Genomic DNA, 22,638 nt, shown 5'->3' on the forward strand with positions numbered 1-22,638 from the left:
GGAATTGGTAGACGCGCTAGCTTCAGGTGTTAGTGTTCTTACGGACGTGAGGGTTCAAGTCCCTCTCTTCGCACCAATCGATAACTCTCTCCGGTAACATCCCCAAAGAAGCATTCCATTGAAACGATAAAGAACACGCGAAAGCGTGGTTTTGCGTTTTCAGCCCAGGTTGAAGTTCAGACCGATAGCCGCCAATCCCCCCGCTAACGCCATGCAAGACGGCAGCAGCAAGTAGTGACGCCAGCGGCTGTTAAACAGCATCACCAATGTGGCCAGCATCGCGATCACAATGAGCGTACGCAGTTGCATCATATCCAGGTTGATCAATGCCAGTAACGGCATTAAAGCGCATGGCAACAAAACGCCCCAGGCGCTGGCCAAACGGTTGCCCAGGCACCAGCTGACGCCCCACAATCCGCATGCGGTAATCATGGCTGCAATCATGATAACCCTACCCTTTAAGTGATAATGATAACCAATATCATATACCACTTTTTTTCACTGCGCATCATTTTCACCCCGTCGACCAAACACGGATGACATAACGGTGGAAAAATGATAGTTTGCCATAAGAAAATTCTTAGTCTTATTCGCATGTTAATAATCACAATCAAAAATCATACAATGCGAATGCTTAATTCATACCGAAAGAATTTTTCGCCACCTTCATTTTTCGACAGATCGATATTGTAAAGAGTGAACTCCGTATGAACGCGCGTTCTTATCAGGAACTGCTAAATAGCAAGCACCGCTTATCATTATTTTTATTTTTGTTGATGAACGTCGCGTCTTCCCTATTTACATTATTGGTTCCGTTTAATAACAAGCCCGCTTTTACCCTGCCTTTATTAGGGATACCGCTATTTTGTATGGCAGCACTGTTATTCACCTTGCAGTCTCCGCGGTTATACGTAAAAAAATTGAATCTATTTTCCTTTGTTATTGGTTTGCTGTGGGCGGCACATATTTACCTTAAAAGTCAGTACTGTGCGCCGAACAATCAAAGTTTTCTATTAATTAGTCTGTTCAGTATGTTTTTTATAAGTGCTATTGCCCTAACGGATAACTTTATCGCTTTCTGCCTGCATGCCGTGCCTTCCGCATTGGTCATTCTATTACTGGATGGGATGCACAATACCGTACGGATCGTATTCACCACGGTATTGCCGATTATCGCTTTCTCTATCCACCACTTGATGCTCAAACGCAGTGAGATCTTTACGCAAACGCTGGTGGCTAATCTGTATAACGAACGGGACAGGTTCAGCAATTTAAGCATGATCGATCCGCTAACCGGGCTTTATAACCGCCGTGGCCTGGAAAATAAAATCAATATGCTGAGTGCCTCGCCATCGGGTTGCCATTTCGTTGTGTTACTCGATATCGACCACTTTAAGGCTTATAACGATAATTATGGTCACACCATGGGTGACCAGGCGTTGGTGCAGGTGGCGATCACCATCCGTGATTCGGTCCGTTCGCGCGATATTGTGGTGCGCTATGGTGGGGAAGAGTTTCTGGTGCTGTTGACCAACGTGAGCGAGGAATACGCCACCCTGTTGGCCGAAAGAGTACGGCAGCGGGTGCAGGAATTAAAAATCCCACACCGCTTCAACCAGTTGGAAAGCACGACCGTAACGCTCAGCGCCGGGATATCCGCATTGGATAAACTTGACGTGTCTGCAGCGATCCGGGCCGCCGACGCCGCACTGTATCAGGCGAAAAACAATGGTCGTAACAATATTCAAGTGGCGCCAAACGTGCAGCCCGCCGCTGTCTGAGCCGGCGGGCCTGGTGCTTAGCGGCGGCGCTGCTGCAAACCGTAAGCAAACACCACGCCGAAGCACAGCAACGGCAGCACATAGGACAGCGCAGTACTGTACTTGTCCGCCAACGCCCCCATAAAGTAAGGCATGATGGCGCCCCCAACGATCGCCATGATCATAAAGGAACTGGCACGCTTGGTGTGTTTACCCATGTTTTTCACGCCCAGGGCAAAAATGGTTGGGAACATAATCGACATGAAGAAGAACACGGCGATCAACGCCACCACCGAAACCCCATCCATGCTGAGCATCACCACGCCACACAACACCATGTTAATCAGCGAGTAAAACATCAACAACGTGGCCGCTTTGACTCTGCCCATCAGCCAGGTACTGAAAAAACGTCCCACCATAAAGCAAATCATGGCGATAGAAAGCAAGTAGGATGCGCTTTGGTTGGAAACGTCGCGCCAGTGCTCAGTGGCATAGTTAATAAAGAACGCACCGACGCCGACCTGTGCCGCCACATAGAAGAACTGGGTAATCACCCCCCCGACAAAGTGCTTGTGTTGCCACAAGCCTTGAGCGATTTGACCGTGCTCAGGCTGTTCTTCTTCACGAATATCCGGCAGCCGTGTACGACTGAACAAAAAGGCAATCAGCAGCACCAACACGGCAATTGCCACGTAGGTCATCTTCACTGCCCCCTGGTCACCGCTACTTGCGCCCTGAGTGGCAGAGAAAAACAGCGTGCCGCCGATCATCGGACCGATAAACTGCCCCAGACCGTTAAACGACTGGGAAAGATTCAGCCGCCGTTCAGCGCCCTGCGCATCCCCCAGCACCGTTGCATACGGGTTAGCGGCCGTTTCCAAACAGCCCAACCCACAGGCAATAACAAACAGCGCGAACAGGAACATGGCGAAGCTGTTGGCAGACGCCGCCGGCACAAACAGCAATGCCCCCAGCGCATACAAACACAGCCCAATCAGGATTCCGGCCTTGTAACCTTTTTTATCCATAAAATAGCCGGCAGGCAGCGCCACCAGGAAATAGGCGCCGAAATACGCGGCCTGCAATAATCCCGATTGCGCCTTGGTAACGTGCAACGTTTCTTGAAAATGTTTATTCAATACGTCCAACAGGCCATACGACAGCCCCCACATGAAAAACAGGCTGGTGACCAAGATAAACGCCCAACGCAGATTGGCAGTCGCCCTGGCGCCCGCCTGAGGTGGGGCCACAGTTTTTTCAGCAAGCATTGATATATCCTCGGTAGGGTAGGTTATTGTTGTTGCAAAGAGAATATCCGCTCCATCACCACCCATTTATCGCCCTGCGGCGTCCAGGGGGTGGCGACCTGGTAGTGCCACATCAGGGCTTCCCAGCGCTGCACGTGGGGATTGCTCAGGCTGGCGGCATCAAACCGCGCAGCATCGAACTCGGGACTGACGTCAACGATCATGAACAGCCGGGTACCCAGCCGATAAATCTCCATATCAAGGATGCCGTGCTCACGCAGATGAGCGGCGATTTCTGGCCAGATCTGCCGGTGATGGCTCAGGTATTCCTCGATCAGCGCCGGTGAGTCGACCAGGTCTAACGCCTGACAAAAGCGCTGCCCCGCTGCGCTGTTCATGTGATTGCCCGATCAAGATGCAGGTAACCGCCGTCCACCGACAGCCATTGCCCGGTGGTGTGCGACGACCGCGAAGAGATCAAGAACACCACGGTATTGGCAATTTCCTGTGGCGTGGTCATCCGCTGTTCTAAAGGAATACGCGCAGTAATTTTCTCACGCTGCTGTTCCGGCTCCGCGAAGGTGTTAATCCAGCGCTCATACTGCGGCGTGATCACTTCTGCCGGTACCACCGCATTCACCCGTACGCCCTCATGCCGCAGCGACACCGCCCACTCACGCGTCAACGCCAGCACGGCGCCTTTGGCAGCGGTATAGCCGCTGGTGCCGCCCTGCCCACTGAGCGCGGTCTTGGACGCGATGTTGACGATGGCCCCCTTGCTCTTTTGCAAGGCTTGCTGGCACAGGTGCGCCATCAAGTAGTAATGAATCAGGTTTTTCTCCAGCGAGCCGACAAAGGCTTCACGTCCGGCGTCCAATCCCACCCCGTCGTTAACACCCGCGTTATTCACCACCGCATCGATACGACCAAAGGTTTCCTGCGTTTGTGCCACAGCCCGCCGACAGGCTTGTTCTTCACACAAATCGGTGATGATCACGGTGCTCTGTGGCTGCAAGCTGCGCAGCGTTGCCAGAAACTCCCCCTCCGGCATGGCGTTAGTGACAATCACCGGGATCGCCCCTTCTTCCGCCAACAATTGAGAGATGGCTGCGCCGATGCCAGAACCGCCACCGGTAACAATCACCACCTTATCTTTCAGATACAGATCCATAACCAGACTCCGTTAACCCATAAATTCGGCAGGCGGTGCCGCCCCAAATTTCCGCCTGCTGCGAAGGACTCAGCGTGGCGATCGCCTGCTCATTCAGTTGATAAACCTGGCTGTATTCACCCGCCAACAGGCACACCGGCCAGTCGGATCCGAACATCAGCCGCTGTGGCCCGAATGCCTCCAGCGCCGCCTCAAAAAACGGGAGCAGCTGCGACGCCTGCCACTGCCCGCCGGGTGCTTCCGTGATCAGCCCGGACAGCTTGCAAACCACGTGCCCCAACGCCGCCAGGGGTTTGATTTGCTGCGCCCAGTGTTTAACCCCCTGCGCAATATCCGGCTTGCCGAGATGATCCAGCACCAGCCAGTAATCGTCGTGCTCCGCGGCAAACTGCGCTGCCGCGGCCAAATGCCGGTGGGTGACCAAAATGTCGTAGGTATAACCCTGCCGCTGCAACGCCTGCATGCCACGCCGCACTTCCGGTCGTGCCAACCACACGTCCGGCGCAGGTTCGTCCTGCACTTGATGACGAAAACCCCGCAGTAAAGGTTGTTGGCGCAGTACGTCGAGCCGCTGCGCCAACTGCGGTGCGGTCATGTCCAGCCAACCCACCACGCCACATACGCCACGGCTCTGCTGTGCCTGCGTCAATAGCGTCTGGGTTTCCTGCTCGCAGTGACGAGCCTGTACCACCAGCGCACCGTCAAAACCGTGGTGTTTCAGCAAGGGCTCAAGCTCTGCAGGGCCAAAATCTTGCCGTAACACCGCCATCTGTTCGCTGATCCACGGATAGCGTTGCGGATGGTAATGCCAGTAATGTTGGTGGGCGTCGATGCGTAGCATGGGCTGTTTCCCGTTCAACCGCGGAACCGGTACTGTTCAAGCGACGATGCATGCATTTCGATCGAATAACCGGGATTGAGTGGTGGCATGTATGCTGCCCCCTTGATGTCACAGGGGTGGACAAAATGTTCATGCAGATGATCGACGTATTCAATTACCCGGCCGTCGTGGGTACCGGCAATGCACAGATAGTCAATCATCGATAGATGCTGGACGTATTCGCACAACCCGACGCCGCCCGCATGCGGACATACCGGCAGGTTGTACTTGGCGGCCATCAACATCACTGCCAGGACTTCGTTAACGCCACCAAGGCGACAAGCGTCGATCTGCACCACGTCAATCGCCTCACGCATGATGAACTGTTTGAATAGGATGCGGTTTTGGCACATCTCGCCGGTGGCAACCTTCACCGGGTAAACGCCTTCGCGGATGCGGCGATGCCCTTCCACGTCGTCCGGACTGGTCGGTTCTTCGATAAACCATGGTTTGGCGAAGGCCAGATGCTTTACCCAGGGAATAGCGTCGTTAACTTCCCACACCTGATTCGCGTCAATCATCAATTGACGATCGGGGCCGATGACCTCGCGCGCGATGCGCACCCGACGGATATCGTCTTCCAGATCGCGCCCCACCTTCAGTTTCAGGTAGGAGAAGCCCGCGTCGACCGCTTCCTGACACAACCGACGCAGTTTGTCGTCCGGGTAACCCAGCCAGCCGGCAGACGTGGTGTAACAGGGGTAACCCTCCTGCAGTAGGCGCTCCAGGCGCTGCGCTTTGCCTTCGGCCCGCTGCTTGAGCAAGCTGAGCGCTTCCTGCGGCGTAATGCAGTCGGTGATGTAACGAAAATCGATGCAGCGCACCAGTTCCTCGGGTGTCATCTCTGCCACCAGTCGCCACACTGGCTTGCCTTCTGCTTTGGCCCACAGATCCCATACCGCGTTGATCACCGCTCCGGTCGCCAGGTGAATCGCCCCCTTGTCCGGCCCAATCCAACGCAGCTGGCTGTCGCCGGTGAAGCGCCGCCAGAAGGCCCCCATGTCGGCAGTGATCTCCTCAAGCCGGACGCCGACGATCTGGTGCTCCAATGCGCGGATCGCGGCACAGCAAATCTCGTTGCCGCGACCAATGGTAAAGGTCAATCCGTGGCCGTTAAGATCGGCGCGATCGGTTTCCAGAATCACATACGCAGCGGAGTAGTCCGGATCCGGGTTCATCGCGTCGGAACCGTCCAGCGCCAGCGAGGTCGGGAAACGAATATCTTCAACCCGCAGTGCGGTAATCGTCGTCATGGCAATGCTCCTCATCAGGCTTGTACGGTTGTTTGACGCTGTTCACCCAATCCTTCAATGCCCAGGCGCATGGTCTGCCCGGCGTTCAGGTAGATGGGCTGCGGCTTTTGTCCCATGCCGACGCCTGGCGGCGTACCGGTAGAGATCACATCGCCCGGCTGCAGACTCATAAAACGGCTCAGATAGCTGATGATGTGCGGAATGCGGAAAATCATGGTGCTGGTGTTACCGTCCTGATAGCGTTTGCCATCGACTTCCAGCCACAGATTCAGGCTGTGGGGATCGGCAATTTCGTCGGCCGTCACCAGCCAGGGGCCTGTGGGGCCAAAAGTGTCGCACCCTTTCCCCTTGTCCCAGGTACCGCCGCGTTCAATCTGGAATTCACGCTCAGAAACGTCGTTAATCACACAGTAACCAGCAACGTGGCGCATCGCGTCCTGCTCGCTGATATAGCGTCCGCCCTGGCCGATAATCACGCCCAGTTCCACTTCCCAGTCGGTCTTTAGCGAGTCGCGCGGGATTTGCACTTCATCGTTCGGCCCGACCACCGCGCTGGTCCATTTGTTGAACACCACGGGTTCAGACGGGATCGCCGCGCCGGTCTCCGCGGCGTGGTCGGCGTAGTTAAGGCCGATGCAGATAAACTTGCCGATGCTGCCGACGCAGGGGCCAAGCCGCGGCTGACCTTCGACTCGTGGCAATTGGTTGATGTCCAGCGTGCGCAGCTTGTCGAGCGCGGCTGGCAGCAACGCCTCACCGCTCAGGTCGGCAATATGCTGCGAAAGGTCGCGGATCTGTCCGTCTGCATCCAATATCCCTGGGCGTTCCTGCCCCGGTGCGCCATAGCGTAAAAGTTTCATTCAATCCTCTCCAAGAAAGTGAAGGTCTGGGTCAACGGGCGTTGTGAACGTACACGGCCTAGATGAGGAGTCCGAGTACTGCCCAAGCGTGAAATGACAGGCGCAACGGCCCGATCGCCCATTCCTCAGTTGCTCCAGCCACCGTCAATAATCTGCACCGTACCTGTGGTGTAGGAACTGGCGTCAGAAGCCAGATACAGCGCCAGCTGGGCTATCTCGCCCGTGGTGCCGATGCGGCCAATCGGTTGGCGGGCAACAAATGCCTGATACACCTCTTCTTCGCTGCGCCCCTGCTCGCGTGCCTGCTCGGCAATTCGTTGACGCAACGACGGCGACTCTACCGTTCCGGGGCAAATGGCATTGCAACGAATACCCTGCGTGACGTAATCCGCCGCGACGGAGCGCGTCAGGCCGATCACGGCGGCTTTGGTCGCGCTGTAGGCAAAGCGGTTCGGCACCCCTTTCACACTGGAGGCAACTGAAGACATGTTGATAATCGAGCCGTTTTTGCGCGCCAACATGCCGGGCAAAAAGGCGCGGATCATGCGGAACATCGCCGTCACATTAAGATCGACGGCGAATGCCCACTGTTCTTCACTGCATTCCAGGATCGAACCGCTGTGCACCACGCCCGCACAGTTGAATAACACGTCGATCGGCCCGAGCGTTTCTGCCGCTGCGGCGATCGCCGCCGGATCGGTCACGTTCAGGGTCATCGGCTGAATGCCGGGCAATCCCTGTAGTTGCTCGGTGTTGATATCGGTGGCAATGACATCAGCGCCTGCCTCGGCAAAAAGCCTGGCGGTGCTCAAGCCAATGCCCTGGCCAGCTGCGGTAATCAGCACGCGTTTTCCGGTTAAATTCATTTTCGCTCCCTTGGCTTAAAGGTCTAATGGTCAGGCCACTAAGGGCGATTAAAGGTCAGGCCTTTAACATGACAAAAGACGCTGTTCGCGTTATGGTTTGGTGATAATGTTATAAGACTCGTTTAAAACAGCATTTTGATTAACCAACTTTTTACACTTGATTAACCATTACTCAAGCAGCTTGACTAATAATTGTGCGCTGAATCACTTTTACCCGAACAGCCTAAGGTAATATATGCCGATCACAAGACTGGAAAACCCAAGGATTTACAGGCAGATAGCCGACCAATTGAAACGGCTTATCGATAATAATGAATTTCCTCCCGGCAGCCGCCTGCCCTCCGAACGGGATCTGGCCCAGCAATTACAGGTCAGCCGTGCTTCCGTCCGTGAGGCGCTGATTGCGCTGGAAGTGATTGGGCTGGTGGATGTCAAAGTCGGCAACGGGGTGATTGTCCGGGCCCAAACGCCGGTGATGGCGTCGCAAGAACCGGTCATGGCGCAAGCCGGGCGCGATCAGTGGGCGGAAATCGATGATGAGTTGAATATCGAGCTGGATTTTAACGCCGAGCTGCCGCCATTCTCCCTGTTGCAAACCCGCCTGTTGATCGAGCCAGAAACCGCCGCGTTGGCGGCACGCCATGCCACCGATCAAGAACTGGCGGGCATCCGCGAGGCCTACGAGCAAAACTGCCGCGACAACCGCGCGGGATCGGCCACCCACCCCGGCGATCGGCTATTTCATATTCGAATCGCCCAGGCCAGCGGTAACCCGGCTTATGCCTTTATCATCGGCCATCTGCTCGGCCACCGTTACGGAAGCATGTTCCGCGTGCTGCAACGCCACTACACGCCTGACGATATGCCACACCGTTCCGAGCAAGAACACCGGGAGATTCTGGCGGCGATTGAAGCCCGTGACGTACGCGGAGCGCGCAAGGCAATGAAAGCCCATCTGGATGAAGTCATCGCCATTTTCACCCGCGCGCAGTAGGCCCATCAGGCGTCATCGGGGCGGTGATAAATTATTTATCAAACCGCTCTTTTTTCCACATGCAGCCAAGGCCGAGGCACATTACACTGACAGCAGACAAGACCGGGCTATGCCACGGTTTGGGCCTTTCTCTGCTGCCTTTTTAAATGGATAACGACCGTTGAAGAACTCTTTCTCCACTTCATTGCTGGCGCTGTGCCTGTGTGCCGCGCCGCTGGCTGCGCAGGCCGCCGCCCCGCAACTGGCTTCGCAAATCGTCGACCAGTATGCCGAACATATTTTCTACAACAGCGGTGCCACCGGTATGGCGCTGGTGGTGATCGACGGGAACCAGGTGGTTAACCGCAGCTTTGGTGACACCAAACCCGGGAATAACCTGCGCCCACGGCCGGACTCACTGATCCGCATCGCCTCGATCACCAAGCTGATGACCAGTGAAGTCATGGTCAAGATGGCGGCAGAAGGCCGGGTTAAGCTCAATGATCCCTTGCGTAAATATGCCCCGCAGGGCGCTTACGTACCGGCGTATAACTCGCGCCAACCTATCACGCTGCTGAACCTGGCAACCCACACCAGCGCACTGCCGCGCGAACAGCCGGGCAAGAAGCCGCCAAAAACGCCCGTCTTTACCTGGCCGACCAAAGCGCAACGCTGGCAATGGCTGGAGCATGCCAACGTCACCGTACCACCCGGCGTACGTGCGTCTTATTCCAACCTGGCGTATGACCTGCTGGCCGATGCACTGTCACGGGCAGCGGGCAAACCCTACAGCGCGCTGTTGAAGGAAAAAATCACCGCGCCGCTCGGCATGGTAGACACCACCCTCACCCCAAGTGCCGAACAGTGTTCACGCCTGATGGTGGCCTCGGCCGGGCCGAGCGCCTGCCGCGACACGACGGCGGCAGGCGGCAGCGGTGGTGTTTACTCTACCCCACGCGACATGCAGCGCTGGATGCAACAATTCCTTACCTCTAACGTCTCAGGCTCACGCAAATCGACCGCCGCCAGCGAGCAAACCATGTACTTCCAGCGTAACGATCTGGTCTCGCTGAAAGGGATGGACGTACCGGGCGAAGCCAGCGCACTGGGTCTGGGTTGGGTGTATATGGCACCGAACGGTGAGCTGCCGGGGATTATTCAGAAAACGGGCGGTGGCGGCGGCTTTATTACCTATATGGCAATGATTCCGCAGAAAAATGTCGGCGTATTTGTGGTGGTCACTCGCTCAGAACTGAGCAAATTCACCAACATGAGCGATCCGGTTAACCGGCTGGTGGGCGAGTTAGCCGCCAATAAAAGCTAAGTTTAAGGGGGCAGCTTGCCGCTGCCCCCCTTAATCTCAGGCTAAACTCATCTCGTGCATGACCGGATGGAAGTTACGCTTGAAGTAGATCAAACCGTTCCCTGCCGCACTTACCACGATCTGGCGGATCTGCACCAGATACACCTGATGGGTGCCAATACTCTGGATCTGCTCGATCTCGCCTTCCAGACTCGCCAACGTCTTACGCAACACCGGTTGGCCCAACGCACCATTTTGCCACGCATCCAGGCGGAAGCGCTCCTCCATGCTCACCTCCGTCATACCAGCAAAGTGGCGCGCCATCAGCTCTTGTTCGTGGTTCAATACGTTGACGCACAGCCGCTGATTCGCCTGGAAAACCGGGTTCATCGCACTATTGCGGTTGATACACACCAGCAGCGTCGGCGGTGTATCCGTCACCGAGCATACCGCAGTGGCGGTGATACCACAGCGCCCTGCCGGGCCATCGGTCGTCACGATATTTACCGCCGCTGACAGGCTGGCCATCGCGTCGCGAAACAGCAGACGGTGTTCATTTTCCTGAGACATACAAACCTCCTACCGGATCACTTAAGCAGTTTATCCAGTTGATTAATATCATCATTGTTATGCAGATGCGGTACTTTCCAGCCGTGCTGGTCGTAGTCGGACAGGCATTTGTCGACCATTTCCATCATCTTGCCCATGGTGCCGGATCCTTGCGCATGGCGCAGACATTGCAGGCGGATCTCATCTTGGCTGCCGGCATAGTTAATCTCATACAACTCGTGACGACCGCCGAATTCACTGCCGATCGCATCCCACATCAACTTGAGGATCTTGATACGTTCAACATGATCCATGCCGTCAGATCCACGCACATAGCGCGACAGATACTTGTCGATCTCTGGGTTGTTCATGTCACGGACACTCGACGGCAGGTAGATCAAACCGCTGGTAACGTTCTTTTCGATGATGTTCTTCACCTTGGCATAGGCCATCGGCGCCATCACGCGATAGGTCTGAATCGCGGCGGAATCTGGCAAATAAGCGCCGTTTTCCCACTTGGTGGCTTCAGCGCACATGGCATCGCTCAACGACCAGAACAGATTACGCCAGGCAACCACTTCGCCGAGATCGGCCTGCACGCCGCGGAACTCAAGCACCCCGGTACAAGACAGGCTTTTTTGCAGCAGTGCGGTAATGAAGTCCATCTTCACCGCCAAGCGTACGCACGCCTGTAACGGGAATAGCCGGGCAAAACCACCTTCGGTACTCCAACGGCGGCAACGATCGAAATCACGGTAGATCAGGACGTTTTCCCACGGGATCAACACATGATCCATAATCAGGATCGCATCGTTCTCATCAAAACGGCTCGATAGCGGGTAATCAAACGGCGATCCCGTGGCACCTGCGACCAATTCATAAGAAGCACGAGAGATCAGCTTCACCCCTTCAGCGTCCATCGGTGCGACAAACATCAGTGCGAAGTCCGGGTTATCGCCCATCACCTGCGCGGAGCCAAAGCCGATAAAGTTGTAGTGCGTCAACGCCGAGTTGGTCGCCACCACTTTGGCACCGCTGACAATGATGCCGGCGTCCGTCTCTTTCTCCACCTTAATGAACACGTCTTTCACTTCGTTGACCGGCTTGTGACGATCAATAGGCGGGTTGACGATAGCGTGGTTAAAGTACAGGCCGGTTTCCTGGATGCGTTTGTACCAATGGCGGGCGTTGTCGGCAAACTGACCATAAAACTCGGGATTGGCGCCCAGTGCGCAGCCAAACGCCGCTTTGTAATCAGGGGTACGCCCCATCCAACCGTAGCTCTGGCGCGACCAGTCGGCGATAGCATCGCGCTGTTGGCGCATCTCTTCAGGGCTGCGGGCGTAGCGGAAGAATTTGTGCGTGTAACCGCCGTTGCCGGTATCGGTATTCCAGCACAGGCGATCCTGACCGATCGGATCGTGCAATGCGTCATACAGTTGGCCGACTGACGCCGCCGCGTTACGGAACGCCGGATGAGTGGTAACATCTTTCACTCGCTCGCCATAAATGTAGATTTCACGGCCATCCTGCAAACTTTTCAGGTATTCGGCACCGGTGAACGGGCGTTTGCTGTCAGCACGAAAGTCTTCTGGTTTCATTCGTTGTCTTCCTCGTAATCGGCATTTTATGGGCCGTGTATTCGGCCACTTGTTAAAATAATGTTTTCTTTTGGTTGCTTAATTGAAGCTCCCAACGCCGATTTCGAGAAGAGACTTTTGCGGCAATCGCGGGTACTTTTCAGGTGGGTTTGCCGCTTTCGCGGCAAACTGTGATCCAGGCCGTATCCGGCCGTTACGAAAGGGAATGTTGTGCAGCGCGGTAACTTGAGGGAGAGCACCCTTCCAGCCGGTTGAAAAAACGCGCGAAATAGGCGGGATCCTTAAAGCCGAGGCTATAAGCGGTTTCATGCACCGTGCAGGCGCTGAACAGCAGCATCCGCTTGGCTTCACGCAATACGCGATCAAATATCAGCCGCTTGGGGGGCTGATTGGCAAAGCGCCGGCACAGATCGTTCAACCGTGATTCAGTCACCCCCAGCGCCTGAGCGTAGTCCGGTACCGGCAGGTGATCGCGGAAACGTTCATCGACCATCTTGTTGAAACGCTGGAACAACTTGAGCTCGCCGCGCACGCCGCTGGTCGCGGAATCTTCCAGTGCGGCATTGCGTAGCAACAGGGTCAATACCGCCTGCGCGAGCAGCGCCAGCGTCTGCTCGCGGCCGGCCAACCCTTGGCTGAACTCACGGCGAATCAGCGCCCAGTAATGACTGAGCGCCGTTAATTCCTGCGGTGCGTCTGCCATCGACAAACAGATACCTGGCATATCCAATGCAAGATTGCTGCCGGGGTACAAGCGCTCCAGCAGCGGCCATATCAACTCCTGACGCACCGTCAGTACGTGGCCGTCGCTGTCCGGTTCAGTAAAGAACGCGTGCGGTACCGAGGGCGGCGTCAGGATAAACAGCGGGGCCTGCACCGAATAGTGCTGGCTGTCCAACTGCAACTCAATCTTACCGGTCTCCAGGAAATGTACCTGGAAGAAACGGTCATGCCAGTGCACCTGCATATCGCGGCCAAAAAATGCCGCCAGCCCGGCGAAGGTTTCGTAGTGCACTTCATCCGTAGCGTAACGCGCATCGTATTCTTTGCAGATATCGATATTGGCGATAAAACCGGTACTTTTCTGCATTATTGTCCTCACTCTCCCCGAAAACGGGTTGAGCGTGCTCAACCCCTACAGGTGTTCGGTAGGGGCCCAGCATGCTGGGCCCGTCCATTACGGCGTGGCCCGTGGGCGCGAGCCCTGCATTGGGATACGCCAGACAAGTAACGCACCGATGATCAACAATGCCGAAACGAAGTACAGCCCAGAGTTAAAGCTCCCGGTCAGATCCTTAAACCAGCCGATCAATAACGGACTGACCGCCGATCCAATATTGCCGGTGGCGTTGATCACCGCGATCCCAATCGCCCGCGCCTCCAGACTGATCGATTGATCCGGCGTGGTCCAGAAGATCGCCATGGCGGTGAAGGACCCCACCGATGCCATCACGATCCCCAGCAATTGGATCATGCTGTGATCGGTCGCCGAAGCCAGCAACCAACCGGCCGCGGCAAACAGATACGGCAGTGCCGTATGGTGTTTTCGCTCCTGCAATCGATCCGATCGTTTACTCCACCAAATCATCCCGGCAATGGTACAGATCTGCGGGATCGCCGCCAGAATACCGATCACAATGTTGCTGCTGCCCTGGTTAAAGCTCTGCAAGATCTGTGGCGTCCAGATGTTGATGGCGCTCAGCGTATTGGTCAGGCAGAAATAGGCCAGCGTATACATCAGCACAATTGGCGTGAACACTTCCCGCCACAGGCTGCGCTGCTGCATCGCCCGGTGGCTACCTGGCCCATTAGGCTGCACCAGTTGCAGCTTGTCGGCATCCATCATCGCTTTCAGGCTGCTTTTTTCTTCATCGGTCAGCCATTTGGCTTTGGCCGGGGTATCGTCCAGATAGAACCACACCACCACACCCAGCAGCACTGAAGGAATCCCCTCCAACAGGAACAGCCATTGCCAACCCTTAAGGTTCATCAAGCCGTCCAGCGCCAAAATATAGCCGGATACCAGTGAACCGATCGCCATCGTGACCGGCATGGCGATCATAAACAGCGCGTTGGCACGGGCGCGGTAAAACGCCGGGAACCAATAGGTGAGATAAACCAAAATACCCGGCAGAAAACCGGCTTCGGTGATGCCGACGATCATCCGTAGCACATACAAGCTGGTCGGCCCGGTGGCAAACAGGGTGCAGGTTGAGGCGATCCCCCACAGCACCATGATGGTGGCGATCCAGCGCCGTGCCCCCACGATCCCCAGCATAATGTTGCTCGGAATACCAAAAATCACATAGGTGACGTAGAACAAGGTCGCTGCCAAACCAAACATGGTCGAGCTGAGGCCAAGATCCTTACCCATCGTCAGCCCGGCGAAACCGATATTGATGCGGTCGAGGAAAGAGAAAACAAACAGCACAAACAGGAAAATAATCAGTCGCCGAAATAACTTTTTAATCACCGATTGCTCGGCGGCGGTTAACGCTTTATGTTGCTGCGCCGGGTTGGCCGGTGGCAGCGAATCGACGTTGCTCATGGTGTCTCCAATAAGATTGCACCTATACCTTTATCTTTCACATCGCAGGGGTGTTGCCTGCAGCGTGAAATCTATTGGGTATACAACCTAATAAACGCTCGGGGATTGCACGGGGGCTTGCGCGTGTTTAAAGCGGCCTGCCAGCGTTTCCGCTGCCCGCGCCAGCAGAGTGGTATCCACCCCCACCGCGACAAACAGTGCGCCGGACGCCAGGTAATGCTGCGCCAGTTCCGGATTCGCCGTCAAAATGCCCGGTGCCTTGCCAGCTGCGCTGATACGCGCAATGGCGTCGTCGATGGTGCGCTGCACCTCCGGTTGCTGCGGATTACCGGCAAACCCCATATCTGCACTCAAATCCGCCGGGCCGATGAATACCCCGTCGACCCCGTCGACCTGCAGGATCTCGTCCAGATTTTTCACCGCCTCACGCGTTTCGATCTGCACTAACACGCACATCTGCGCGTCAGCCTGTTGCAGATAATCCGGCACCCGATTCCAGCGCGATGCACGCGCCAACGCACTGCCAACACCGCGTATACCGCTCGGTGGATAACGCGTGGCTCGCACCGCATCACGCGCCTGTTCGGCGTTTTGAATCATCGGGATCAGCAGCGTTTGCGCGCCAATATCCAGCAGTTGCTTAATCATCACCGCGTCATTCCACGCCGGGCGGACCACCGGCTGGCTCGGGTAAGGTGCGATCGCCTGCAACTGGCCCAGCACCGTTTGCACGTTGTTAGGCGCGTGCTCACCGTCGATCAACAGCCAATCGAAGCCAGAACCGGCCAGCAGTTCTGCGCTGTAACTGCTGCATAACCCCAGCCAGAGGCCAATCTGCGGGCGCTTTTCCTGCAACGCCTTCTTAAAAGAGTTGGTTAACATCGCATTCTCCCTGATTAACGGGCGCAGCCAGCAGCGCCCGGACACGCTTAAGGTTCGGCCTGCCGAACCCGCTGATTACACAAATCGGCAGCTAATGCAGCCCATCGGGCCATAATCCGCATGGAAGGTATCACCGCGCCGGGCGGCGACCGGCCGGGTGAAGGAACCGCCAAGGATCACCTGTCCTGCTTCCAGCTCCACGTCATACGGGAACAGCTTGTTGGCCAACCAGGCGACGCCATTGGCCGGATGGTTCAGCACCGCCGCCGCGACGCCAGACTCTTCGATGACGCCATTGCGGTACAACAACGCACTGATCCAACGTAGATCCAGTGCATCCGGTTTGATCGGTCTGCCGCCCATCACCACACCGGCGTTGGCGGCGTTGTCAGAAATGGTGTCGAATACCTTGCGGGGACGCTGCGTTTCGGGATCGACGTTGTGGCTGCGTGCATCGATGATCTCCAGCGCCGGAATGATGTAATCAGTGGCGTTATAGACATCAAACAATGTGCAATTTGGCCCGCGCAGAGGCTTGGCCAGCACAAACGCCAGCTCAACCTCAACCCGTGGCACGATAAAACGATCGATGGGAATGTCGCTACCATCATTGAAAAACATGTCATCGAGCAAGGCACCGAAATCCGGTTCCGTAATCTGCGAACTGACCTGCATAGCACGCGACGTCAGGCCGATCTTATGGCCCTTTAATGTGCGGCCTTCTGCAACCTTTAGCGCCACCCACTGCCGCTGAATGGCGTAAGCGTCCTCAATGGTGATCTCGGGATGATCCAGTGATAACGCGCGGATCTGTTCACGGCTCTGCTCCGCCTGATGCAAACGCTGCACGGCACGGCTAACCAGTTCTTTATCCAACATTGACGGCCCCTTACTCTTTGCGGAATAGCGCGTGGACATTGTTTTGTTTGTAGTTCAACACCGGATCCAGCTCTTCCATGGTGAAGGACAGCGCCAAATAGCGGCTGGCCATCAGCGCTGCAAAGTGCTCGGTGATCAGCGCGAACAACATTTCCCCTACCTGTTCACGACTTTCCAGGCTGCGGCCATGACCAATCTTCAGCGTCATATGCACGAAGGCGTAATCCTGCTTGCCGTCAGCCATCTGCCAGGTATCCAGCCAAATAGCGCGGCTGCGCACCCCGGCCAACGGGAAAATGCCGGTGTCCGCCAGTGCCTGGTTGACCTTGGCGAACAGCGTGGGCAAATCCGCCTCACGGCGGATATTGTCGGTACATTCAGCGTAAAAATGGGGCATGGCGACTCCTCAGGCTTCGGCTGGCAGCGGGAACACGGCATTAACCTGCCCGGTGCCGGAACTGGCGAACAGCGGCGTAATGAACTCCACCTTGCCGTCATATTTATCCCACCCCAGCAAGCCGAGCAGCATCACGGTGTCATGCATGTTGCCTTCGCCGTAGCAGTAATCGGCGTACTCCGGCAGCATTTCGCAAAACTCGCGGAAGCGCCCTTCCTCCCACAGCTTGACGACCCGTTCGTCCATTTGCTGGTCGAACTGACGCGTGTAACTGTTCATGCCTTCTTCAGCGCGCTGGTCGTCAATAAAACGGTGAGAAAGCGACCCGCTGGCCAGTACCGCCACCGTGCCATCGTATTTATCAATCGCGGTTTTGATCGCTTCACCCAAACGGCGGCTGTCGGCAAAGTCATGCACGGTGCAGAACGCAGAGATCGATATCACCTTGAAATGCTTATCGCTGTTCATATAGCGCATCGGCACCAGCGTGCCGTATTCCAGCTTCAGGCTTGGGATCTCATGCGCTTTGGCGCGCACTCCGAGTGCGCAGGCTTCGGCGGCAATCAACTGACCCAACGGAGGATTACCTTCGTATTCGTAGGTCATGTCGCGGATGAAGTGCGGCAGTTCATTACTGGTGTAGAGCCCCTCGAAGTGCGGGCTGCAATTGATGTGATATGCGCTGTTCACCAGCCAGTGGGTGTCGAACACAATAATGGTGTCGACACCCATTTCACGGCAGCGCGCGCTGATCTCTTTGTGACCGTCGATCGCCGACTGGCGGCAACCAAAGTTTTTTCCAGGAATTTCCGACAGATACATCGATGGAACATGTGTAATCTTGGCGGCTAACGCTAACTTACCCATACAACCTCACATGAAACAAAAATGATTCCGTGAAACAGTGCCGGGGCGGACTTAAACGCCCCAACGTGGGATCGGGTGATCACCCATGGAAATACACACGTTCTTCATCTCGGCAAACACTTCGAAGCTGTATTCCCCGCCTTCTCGGCCGGTGCCGGACGATTTCACGCCGCCAAAGGGCTGGCGCAAATCACGTACGTTTTGGGTGTTAACGAAAACCATACCCGCTTCAATATTGCGGGCCAGACGCAGCACCTTGCTCACATCCTGCGTCCAGATATACGACGCCAGGCCGTACTCCACGTCGTTGGCCATACGCAGGCCGTCTTCTTCTGATTTGAACGGCAGCAGGCAGGCCACTGGCCCAAAAATCTCCTCCTGCGCGATGCGCATACGGTTATCGACATCAGCCAGCACCGTCGGGCGCAGGAAGTTGCCGTGGCTCAAGCCAGCCGGTTTGTCCGGGCCGCCTGCCAGCAAGGTGGCGCCCTCTTCCAGCCCAAGGCGAATATAGCCAGAGACTTTTTCCCAGTGCTGCGGGCTGATCAGCGCCCCCACCTGGGTGTTGGGATCCTGCGGATCACCCACGCGCAGGCGGTTGGCACGCTCGGCGAAGCGTTTGACGAATTCCGGATAAATGCTCTCTTGAATGAAGATGCGCGAACCGGCCGTGCAGCGTTCACCATTGATCGAGAAAATGGTAAACAGCGCAGCATCCAGGGCACGTTCGATGTCCGCATCTTCAAAAATCAGCACCGGCGACTTGCCGCCCAGCTCCATGGAAAACTTCTTCAGCCCTGCGCTTTCAATAATGCGTCGACCGGTGGCGGTACCGCCGGTAAAGGACACGGCACGCACATCTTTATGGCGTACCAAGGCATCCCCGGCAGTCGCACCGTAGCCCTGCACCACATTGAGCACCCCGGCCGGGATGCCCGCTTCCAGCGCCAGTTCCCCCAGACGATCGGCGGTCAGCGGCGACAGCTCGGACATTTTCAGCACTGCGGTGTTGCCCAATGCCAGGCAGGGCGCAGTTTTCCAGGTGGCCGTCATGAATGGCACGTTCCACGGCGAAACAAGCGCACACACCCCCACCGGCTGGATCAACGTGTAGTTGAGCATCTTGTCGTCCACCGGATAGGTGCGACCATTCATCTGCTGGCAGATCTCGGCGAAAAACTCAAAGTTGTGCGATGCGCGTGGAATCAACACGTTTTTGGTTTGGTGGATAGGCAGACCGGTATCGGCGGTTTCCATCTCCGCTATCTGCGGGACATTCTCGTCGATCAATTCACCCAAGCGACGCATCAGGCGTGCGCGCTCTTTCATTGGCGTATTGGCCCATTTCGGGAAAGCCTCTTTGGCGGCGGCCACCGCCTGATCGATCTCCAACTGCCCGCCAGACGCCACTTCTGCCAGCACCTCGCCGTTGGCCGGGTTGGTGGTGGTGAAATACGCTTTGCTGGCTACATTCTTACCGTTAATCCAATGGTTGATGGTTTTCATCGCAGGCTTTCCTCGTAATCTTTTTCACTGATGATGTGGTTAACCAAACGGCCAATGCCCTCGATCTCCACCACCACTTCGTCACCCGGCAACACGTCAGCCAGCCCTTTCGGCGTGCCGGTGGCGATCATGTCGCCCGGCTGCAGCGTCATAAATTCGCTCAGGTAACTGATCAGGTACGGAATATCGAAAATCATATCGGCGGTGCTGCCGCGCTGGCGCAGCTCGCCGTTGACGTAGGTGCTGAGCGCCAGGCGGTGCGGATCGGCAATATCGTCACGATCCACGATGTACGGCCCAATCGGCGTCAACGTGTCGCGGCTTTTTACCCGCAGATTCGGGCGGTAGTAGTTTTCCAGGTAATCGCGAATGGCGTAGTCGTTGCACAGGGTGTAACCCGCGACATAGTCCATGGCGTTTTCACGGCTGACATTGCGCGCAGTCTTGCCGATCACCGCCACCAGCTCGGCTTCGTAGTGCATATACTCGACGTCAGCCGGGCGCACCGACACCTGGCGGTGCCCGGTCAGGGTGTTTGGCGCTTTCAGGAACACCAAGGGTTCTTCCGGTGCCTTGAACTCCAGCTCGCTGGCGTGATCGGCGTAGTTCAGACCCAGCGCGAACACCGTGCCCTGTGCAGGCGGCAACCACTCGGCCTCCAGCTCGTTCAGAACGCTGCCGTCCGGCAGGGTAACGCGTAATTGTTCATCGACGCTGACGTTAACAATTTTGCCGTGATGGCGAATACGGGCGTGTCTCATGATGCTTCTCCTGCCTGCGTCACACGGTTAGTCAAGGTCGGCAGGCCGGCTGCGCGTACCCTGACTTCATCCCCCGGCATGATCTCCACACGTTGGTGTGGTGTGCCGATCAATACCGCGTCACCCGGCTGCAAGGTAATAAAATCGCTGATGGCCGCAATCAGCTCCGGCACCGAACGCACCAGATCGGCCGTTGACCAACGATCCCGCTCCACGCCATTGATTTCGGTGATGATTTCCAGCTTTGCCGAGGTCGCCAACTGGCCGATATCGCCTAACGGACAAAAGCCGTCGCGGCATTTCGCTTTGATTGCCGGCCGATAGAAGCTGCTTTCCGGCAGGCTGATGTCATTGGCCAGGGCATAACCGGCCAGATAATCAGCCACACGCTCGGCCGGCACCTTACGCGCGGTGTCGCCGATCACTACCGCCAAGGTTGCGCCGCTCTGTACCTGTTCACCGGCAGGAAACGGGATCGCCCCGCCGTTGGCGAGGTGGGTATTACGCGGCTTGATAAACCACACTGGGGTTTTCGGCGGGGTTTTATAAGGTAGCTCATGGAATGCCTGATCCCAGGCGTCAATTTGGCTGCGGTGGTTTAGCGCGACGGAAAATACGGTGCCTTTCATGCAAACTCCTTTCAATGACAGAACATGACAACCGGCATTCATTAATATGTTAATGATTACTTTTATACGCTGTTCAGCTTTTACGCAACGCGGGAGGGTTGATTTGTGATCGTGATAACAAAATATTCACAACCAGTGAACATTAGCGTGATTATTCAACGCATTAATCATTTTTAGGCGATTTTTCCACCCACAGGTACGTTTTCGCTTTATCCGGTAAGGTAAACTTGGCTACTATTAAGTTATTAATAAATCCAGGCAGTACATTGCGTTCTCTGCGATCGGTGCCGGAATAACAAACACCTTGATAGCAAAGGCTAAACCTATGCATGAATCCTTAACTATTGCCCTGCTGCAGGCACGTGAAACCGCCATGGGGTTTTTCCGCCCAATCCTGAAAAGCCATAATCTGACGGAACAGCAGTGGCGCATCATTCGCGTGCTGGCCAATAGCCGCTCCATTGAGTTCCATGAACTGGCGGCGGAAACCTGTATCTTGCGTCCCAGCCTGACCGGCATCTTGTCGCGTATGGAGCGCGATAAGCTGATTTTCCGCCTGAAACCGGTTAACGATCAGCGCAAGCTCTACGTTTCACTGACCCAGCAAGGCCAAGAGTTGTATGAGGTGGCACGTCATCAGGTCGAACAGGGGTACGGTGAGATCGAAGCCGCATTCTCGCAGCAGAAGATGGACCAACTAATGGCACTGCTGGACGAGCTGATCACTCTGGGGGATAAATTGCCCGCCAACGTAACCGCCCATCCCACAAAGAAATGATCCTCCCGGCTATCATCCTCAATGAATTGGCGTTGCCGCTTGGCGGGCGGTAGGGGCGCTGCGTGCTGCGCCCTGTTAGCCGGTCCGAATATATTCGCCCCTGCGGTGAGCGTAGGCAGCCAACAACGCTGCAACTTCAGGCAAGAAGAGGATGGGCCTCGGGTAATAATGCGCCGCCATCCACCACCAGCGTCTGCCCGGTAATATAGGCCGCCGCCGGTGAGGCTAGGAATACCATCGCCGCAGCAATGTCTTCAGGTTCCCCCAGCCGCCCGAGTGGCACTGCGGCGGCAATGGCCTGATTGACCGTGGCACCACCCAGGTTGGCCATCGCCGGTGTGCGGATCATCCCCGGCTCCACGCCGTTCACCCGCACGCCTGCCTCTGCCAGCTCCAGCGCTGCCGCGCGAATAAAACCGTTAACCCCGGCCTTGGAGGCGGCATAGTGCGCCAACCCCGGATAAGCCACCCGTGGGCCCGTCACCGATGAGGTCACCAGAATGCTACCGCCGCCCTGGCGCTGCATCCAGGGTAACGCCGCCTGCGCCAGAAAGAACGGAGCCATCAGATTGACGCTCAGCGTGCGTTGCAACAGCTCAGCATCGATTTCGGCAAACGGCGTCAGCGGGAAATACGCCGCATTGTGGATCACGACGTCCAGCCGCTGATAACGTTGCCCCACTGCCGCCACCCATTCTGCAATCTGCCCAGGGTCCGCCAAATCGCAGGCCATCGCCTGCACCTGCCAGCCCTGCTGTTGCAGCGTCTCAGCCGCTGCTTGTGCCTTTTGTCGCTGCAGATCCGCCATCACTACCGTCGCACCCAACTGGGCAAAAGCGCTGACAATCGCCAGCCCAATGCCCTGTGCACCGCCGGTTACCAGCACGACCTTGCCGTTGAAGGCATCGTCCGCATACGTCGTCTTCAT

24 protein-coding genes are annotated in these 22,638 nt (G+C 56.3%); 4 read left to right on the top strand and 20 right to left on the bottom strand.

Going from position 1 to position 22,638, the window contains the following annotated elements; translation table 11 throughout:
- Positions 1–159 precede the first annotated feature (159 nt).
- Positions 160–444 carry a DUF1435 domain-containing protein gene (locus tag AC2FC2_RS06075; RefSeq protein ID WP_037424165.1) on the bottom strand — a complete coding sequence of 95 codons (285 nt, stop codon included), beginning with the start codon at positions 442–444 and terminating at the stop codon, positions 160–162.
- Between the two features lie 263 nt (positions 445–707).
- Between AC2FC2_RS06075 and AC2FC2_RS06080 the strand changes: the two genes are divergently transcribed.
- Complete coding sequence (locus AC2FC2_RS06080; RefSeq protein WP_209634889.1) at positions 708–1,781, top strand: GGDEF domain-containing protein; 1,074 nt, start codon at positions 708–710, stop codon at positions 1,779–1,781.
- Positions 1,782–1,798: 17 nt separating this feature from the next.
- On the opposite strand, the gene AC2FC2_RS06085 is transcribed toward AC2FC2_RS06080, so the two are convergent.
- The 7 genes from AC2FC2_RS06085 to AC2FC2_RS06115 form a co-directional block, all read right to left on the bottom strand.
- Positions 1,799–3,028 (bottom strand): sugar MFS transporter, encoded by a 1,230-nt coding sequence (locus tag AC2FC2_RS06085; RefSeq protein WP_209634886.1) that lies wholly within the window; start codon positions 3,026–3,028, stop codon positions 1,799–1,801.
- 23 nt (positions 3,029–3,051) lie between these two features.
- A complete protein-coding gene (locus tag AC2FC2_RS06090; RefSeq protein ID WP_490658946.1) occupies positions 3,052–3,405 on the bottom strand; it encodes an L-rhamnose mutarotase in 354 nt (117 codons plus the stop codon).
- A complete protein-coding gene (locus AC2FC2_RS06095; protein WP_490658947.1) occupies positions 3,402–4,178 on the bottom strand; it encodes an L-fucose dehydrogenase in 777 nt (258 codons plus the stop codon). The genes AC2FC2_RS06090 and AC2FC2_RS06095 overlap by 4 nt, the downstream gene beginning before the upstream one ends.
- Entirely contained in the window at positions 4,156–5,019 is an 864-nt protein-coding gene (locus AC2FC2_RS06100; protein WP_490658948.1) for an amidohydrolase family protein, read from the bottom strand. Before AC2FC2_RS06100 ends, AC2FC2_RS06095 begins: the two co-directional genes overlap by 23 nt.
- A 14-nt stretch (positions 5,020–5,033) precedes the next feature.
- Positions 5,034–6,311 (bottom strand): L-fuconate dehydratase, encoded by a 1,278-nt coding sequence (locus AC2FC2_RS06105; protein ID WP_209634874.1) that lies wholly within the window; start codon positions 6,309–6,311, stop codon positions 5,034–5,036.
- A 14-nt stretch (positions 6,312–6,325) separates the two neighbouring features.
- Positions 6,326–7,171, bottom strand: a complete 846-nt coding sequence (locus AC2FC2_RS06110) for a fumarylacetoacetate hydrolase family protein (protein ID WP_490658949.1) — start codon at positions 7,169–7,171, stop codon at positions 6,326–6,328.
- Between the two features lie 125 nt (positions 7,172–7,296).
- On the bottom strand, positions 7,297–8,037 hold the full coding sequence (locus tag AC2FC2_RS06115) for an SDR family oxidoreductase (RefSeq protein ID WP_265555830.1): 741 nt from the start codon (positions 8,035–8,037) through the stop codon (positions 7,297–7,299).
- A 235-nt stretch (positions 8,038–8,272) separates the two neighbouring features.
- Here AC2FC2_RS06115 and AC2FC2_RS06120 point away from each other — a divergent pair, with 235 nt between their 5' ends.
- Both AC2FC2_RS06120 and ampH read left to right on the top strand, forming a co-directional pair.
- The gene (locus tag AC2FC2_RS06120) at positions 8,273–9,031 is read left to right on the top strand and encodes a FadR/GntR family transcriptional regulator (RefSeq protein WP_209634865.1); all 759 of its coding nucleotides are present in this window, start codon (positions 8,273–8,275) and stop codon (positions 9,029–9,031) included.
- Between the two features lie 160 nt (positions 9,032–9,191).
- Positions 9,192–10,334 carry a D-alanyl-D-alanine-carboxypeptidase/endopeptidase AmpH gene (gene ampH, locus AC2FC2_RS06125; RefSeq protein ID WP_490658950.1) on the top strand — a complete coding sequence of 381 codons (1,143 nt, stop codon included), beginning with the start codon at positions 9,192–9,194 and terminating at the stop codon, positions 10,332–10,334.
- A 36-nt stretch (positions 10,335–10,370) separates the two neighbouring features.
- On the opposite strand, the gene hpaC is transcribed toward ampH, so the two are convergent.
- The 11 genes from hpaC to AC2FC2_RS06180 all read right to left on the bottom strand — a co-directional run bounded on the left by hpaC (position 10,371) and on the right by AC2FC2_RS06180 (position 20,932).
- Positions 10,371–10,883: a 4-hydroxyphenylacetate 3-monooxygenase, reductase component gene (gene hpaC, locus AC2FC2_RS06130; RefSeq protein WP_490658951.1), complete on the bottom strand. Its 513-nt coding sequence runs from the start codon at positions 10,881–10,883 to the stop codon at positions 10,371–10,373.
- A 17-nt stretch (positions 10,884–10,900) separates the two neighbouring features.
- Positions 10,901–12,463, bottom strand: a complete 1,563-nt coding sequence (gene hpaB / locus AC2FC2_RS06135) for a 4-hydroxyphenylacetate 3-monooxygenase, oxygenase component (RefSeq protein WP_209634854.1) — start codon at positions 12,461–12,463, stop codon at positions 10,901–10,903.
- A gap of 193 nt (positions 12,464–12,656) precedes the next feature.
- Positions 12,657–13,553: a 4-hydroxyphenylacetate catabolism regulatory protein HpaA gene (hpaA, locus tag AC2FC2_RS06140; RefSeq protein ID WP_209634851.1), complete on the bottom strand. Its 897-nt coding sequence runs from the start codon at positions 13,551–13,553 to the stop codon at positions 12,657–12,659.
- Positions 13,554–13,640: 87 nt separating this feature from the next.
- Positions 13,641–15,011 (bottom strand): 4-hydroxyphenylacetate permease, encoded by a 1,371-nt coding sequence (gene hpaX / locus AC2FC2_RS06145; protein ID WP_209634848.1) that lies wholly within the window; start codon positions 15,009–15,011, stop codon positions 13,641–13,643.
- 87 nt (positions 15,012–15,098) lie between these two features.
- The gene (gene hpaI, locus AC2FC2_RS06150; protein ID WP_265555831.1) at positions 15,099–15,893 is read right to left on the bottom strand and encodes a 4-hydroxy-2-oxoheptanedioate aldolase; all 795 of its coding nucleotides are present in this window, start codon (positions 15,891–15,893) and stop codon (positions 15,099–15,101) included.
- 75 nt (positions 15,894–15,968) lie between these two features.
- Positions 15,969–16,772: a 2-oxo-hept-4-ene-1,7-dioate hydratase gene (gene hpaH / locus AC2FC2_RS06155; RefSeq protein ID WP_209634842.1), complete on the bottom strand. Its 804-nt coding sequence runs from the start codon at positions 16,770–16,772 to the stop codon at positions 15,969–15,971.
- Positions 16,773–16,782: 10 nt separating this feature from the next.
- Positions 16,783–17,169 (bottom strand): 5-carboxymethyl-2-hydroxymuconate Delta-isomerase, encoded by a 387-nt coding sequence (locus AC2FC2_RS06160; RefSeq protein WP_209634839.1) that lies wholly within the window; start codon positions 17,167–17,169, stop codon positions 16,783–16,785.
- Between the two features lie 9 nt (positions 17,170–17,178).
- Positions 17,179–18,036 carry a 3,4-dihydroxyphenylacetate 2,3-dioxygenase gene (hpaD, locus tag AC2FC2_RS06165; protein ID WP_209634836.1) on the bottom strand — a complete coding sequence of 286 codons (858 nt, stop codon included), beginning with the start codon at positions 18,034–18,036 and terminating at the stop codon, positions 17,179–17,181.
- 51 nt (positions 18,037–18,087) lie between these two features.
- Entirely contained in the window at positions 18,088–19,542 is a 1,455-nt protein-coding gene (gene hpaE, locus AC2FC2_RS06170; RefSeq protein ID WP_209634833.1) for a 5-carboxymethyl-2-hydroxymuconate semialdehyde dehydrogenase, read from the bottom strand.
- Positions 19,539–20,303 (bottom strand): fumarylacetoacetate hydrolase family protein, encoded by a 765-nt coding sequence (locus tag AC2FC2_RS06175; RefSeq protein WP_209634830.1) that lies wholly within the window; start codon positions 20,301–20,303, stop codon positions 19,539–19,541. The genes hpaE and AC2FC2_RS06175 overlap by 4 nt, the downstream gene beginning before the upstream one ends.
- Positions 20,300–20,932, bottom strand: coding sequence for a fumarylacetoacetate hydrolase family protein (locus AC2FC2_RS06180; protein ID WP_490308026.1), 633 nt, complete (start codon positions 20,930–20,932; stop codon positions 20,300–20,302). The genes AC2FC2_RS06175 and AC2FC2_RS06180 overlap by 4 nt, the downstream gene beginning before the upstream one ends.
- A gap of 325 nt (positions 20,933–21,257) precedes the next feature.
- Here AC2FC2_RS06180 and hpaR point away from each other — a divergent pair, with 325 nt between their 5' ends.
- Positions 21,258–21,710 (top strand): homoprotocatechuate degradation operon regulator HpaR, encoded by a 453-nt coding sequence (hpaR, locus tag AC2FC2_RS06185; RefSeq protein ID WP_209634824.1) that lies wholly within the window; start codon positions 21,258–21,260, stop codon positions 21,708–21,710.
- Positions 21,711–21,846: 136 nt separating this feature from the next.
- On the opposite strand, the gene AC2FC2_RS06190 is transcribed toward hpaR, so the two are convergent.
- The gene (locus tag AC2FC2_RS06190) at positions 21,847–22,638 is read right to left on the bottom strand and encodes an SDR family oxidoreductase (RefSeq protein ID WP_490658952.1); all 792 of its coding nucleotides are present in this window, start codon (positions 22,636–22,638) and stop codon (positions 21,847–21,849) included.

The organism is Serratia sp. CoH_122_TC_1 (assembly GCF_058191755.1).

Excerpts from the sequence above, each read along its gene's own strand:
- hpaR (WP_209634824.1), top strand. The coding sequence starts at position 21,258 with ATGCATGAATCCTTAACTATTGCCCTGCTGCAGGCACGTGAAACCGCC.
- AC2FC2_RS06075 (WP_037424165.1), bottom strand. The coding sequence starts at position 444 with ATGATTGCAGCCATGATTACCGCATGCGGATTGTGGGGCGTCAGCTGG.
- AC2FC2_RS06160 (WP_209634839.1), bottom strand. The coding sequence starts at position 17,169 with ATGCCCCATTTTTACGCTGAATGTACCGACAATATCCGCCGTGAGGCG.
- hpaC (WP_490658951.1), bottom strand. The coding sequence starts at position 10,883 with ATGTCTCAGGAAAATGAACACCGTCTGCTGTTTCGCGACGCGATGGCC.
- AC2FC2_RS06120 (WP_209634865.1), top strand. The coding sequence starts at position 8,273 with ATGCCGATCACAAGACTGGAAAACCCAAGGATTTACAGGCAGATAGCC.
- AC2FC2_RS06175 (WP_209634830.1), bottom strand. The coding sequence starts at position 20,303 with ATGAGACACGCCCGTATTCGCCATCACGGCAAAATTGTTAACGTCAGC.
- hpaA (WP_209634851.1), bottom strand. The coding sequence starts at position 13,553 with ATGCAGAAAAGTACCGGTTTTATCGCCAATATCGATATCTGCAAAGAA.
- AC2FC2_RS06085 (WP_209634886.1), bottom strand. The coding sequence starts at position 3,028 with ATGCTTGCTGAAAAAACTGTGGCCCCACCTCAGGCGGGCGCCAGGGCG.
- AC2FC2_RS06100 (WP_490658948.1), bottom strand. The coding sequence starts at position 5,019 with ATGCTACGCATCGACGCCCACCAACATTACTGGCATTACCATCCGCAA.
- AC2FC2_RS06080 (WP_209634889.1), top strand. The coding sequence starts at position 708 with ATGAACGCGCGTTCTTATCAGGAACTGCTAAATAGCAAGCACCGCTTA.
- AC2FC2_RS06115 (WP_265555830.1), bottom strand. The coding sequence starts at position 8,037 with ATGAATTTAACCGGAAAACGCGTGCTGATTACCGCAGCTGGCCAGGGC.
- AC2FC2_RS06190 (WP_490658952.1), bottom strand. The coding sequence starts at position 22,638 with ATGAAGACGACGTATGCGGACGATGCCTTCAACGGCAAGGTCGTGCTG.
- hpaH (WP_209634842.1), bottom strand. The coding sequence starts at position 16,772 with ATGTTGGATAAAGAACTGGTTAGCCGTGCCGTGCAGCGTTTGCATCAG.
- hpaE (WP_209634833.1), bottom strand. The coding sequence starts at position 19,542 with ATGAAAACCATCAACCATTGGATTAACGGTAAGAATGTAGCCAGCAAA.
- hpaD (WP_209634836.1), bottom strand. The coding sequence starts at position 18,036 with ATGGGTAAGTTAGCGTTAGCCGCCAAGATTACACATGTTCCATCGATG.
- AC2FC2_RS06105 (WP_209634874.1), bottom strand. The coding sequence starts at position 6,311 with ATGACGACGATTACCGCACTGCGGGTTGAAGATATTCGTTTCCCGACC.
- hpaB (WP_209634854.1), bottom strand. The coding sequence starts at position 12,463 with ATGAAACCAGAAGACTTTCGTGCTGACAGCAAACGCCCGTTCACCGGT.
- AC2FC2_RS06180 (WP_490308026.1), bottom strand. The coding sequence starts at position 20,932 with ATGAAAGGCACCGTATTTTCCGTCGCGCTAAACCACCGCAGCCAAATT.
- AC2FC2_RS06095 (WP_490658947.1), bottom strand. The coding sequence starts at position 4,178 with ATGGATCTGTATCTGAAAGATAAGGTGGTGATTGTTACCGGTGGCGGT.
- hpaI (WP_265555831.1), bottom strand. The coding sequence starts at position 15,893 with ATGTTAACCAACTCTTTTAAGAAGGCGTTGCAGGAAAAGCGCCCGCAG.
- AC2FC2_RS06110 (WP_490658949.1), bottom strand. The coding sequence starts at position 7,171 with ATGAAACTTTTACGCTATGGCGCACCGGGGCAGGAACGCCCAGGGATA.
- AC2FC2_RS06090 (WP_490658946.1), bottom strand. The coding sequence starts at position 3,405 with ATGAACAGCGCAGCGGGGCAGCGCTTTTGTCAGGCGTTAGACCTGGTC.
- hpaX (WP_209634848.1), bottom strand. The coding sequence starts at position 15,011 with ATGAGCAACGTCGATTCGCTGCCACCGGCCAACCCGGCGCAGCAACAT.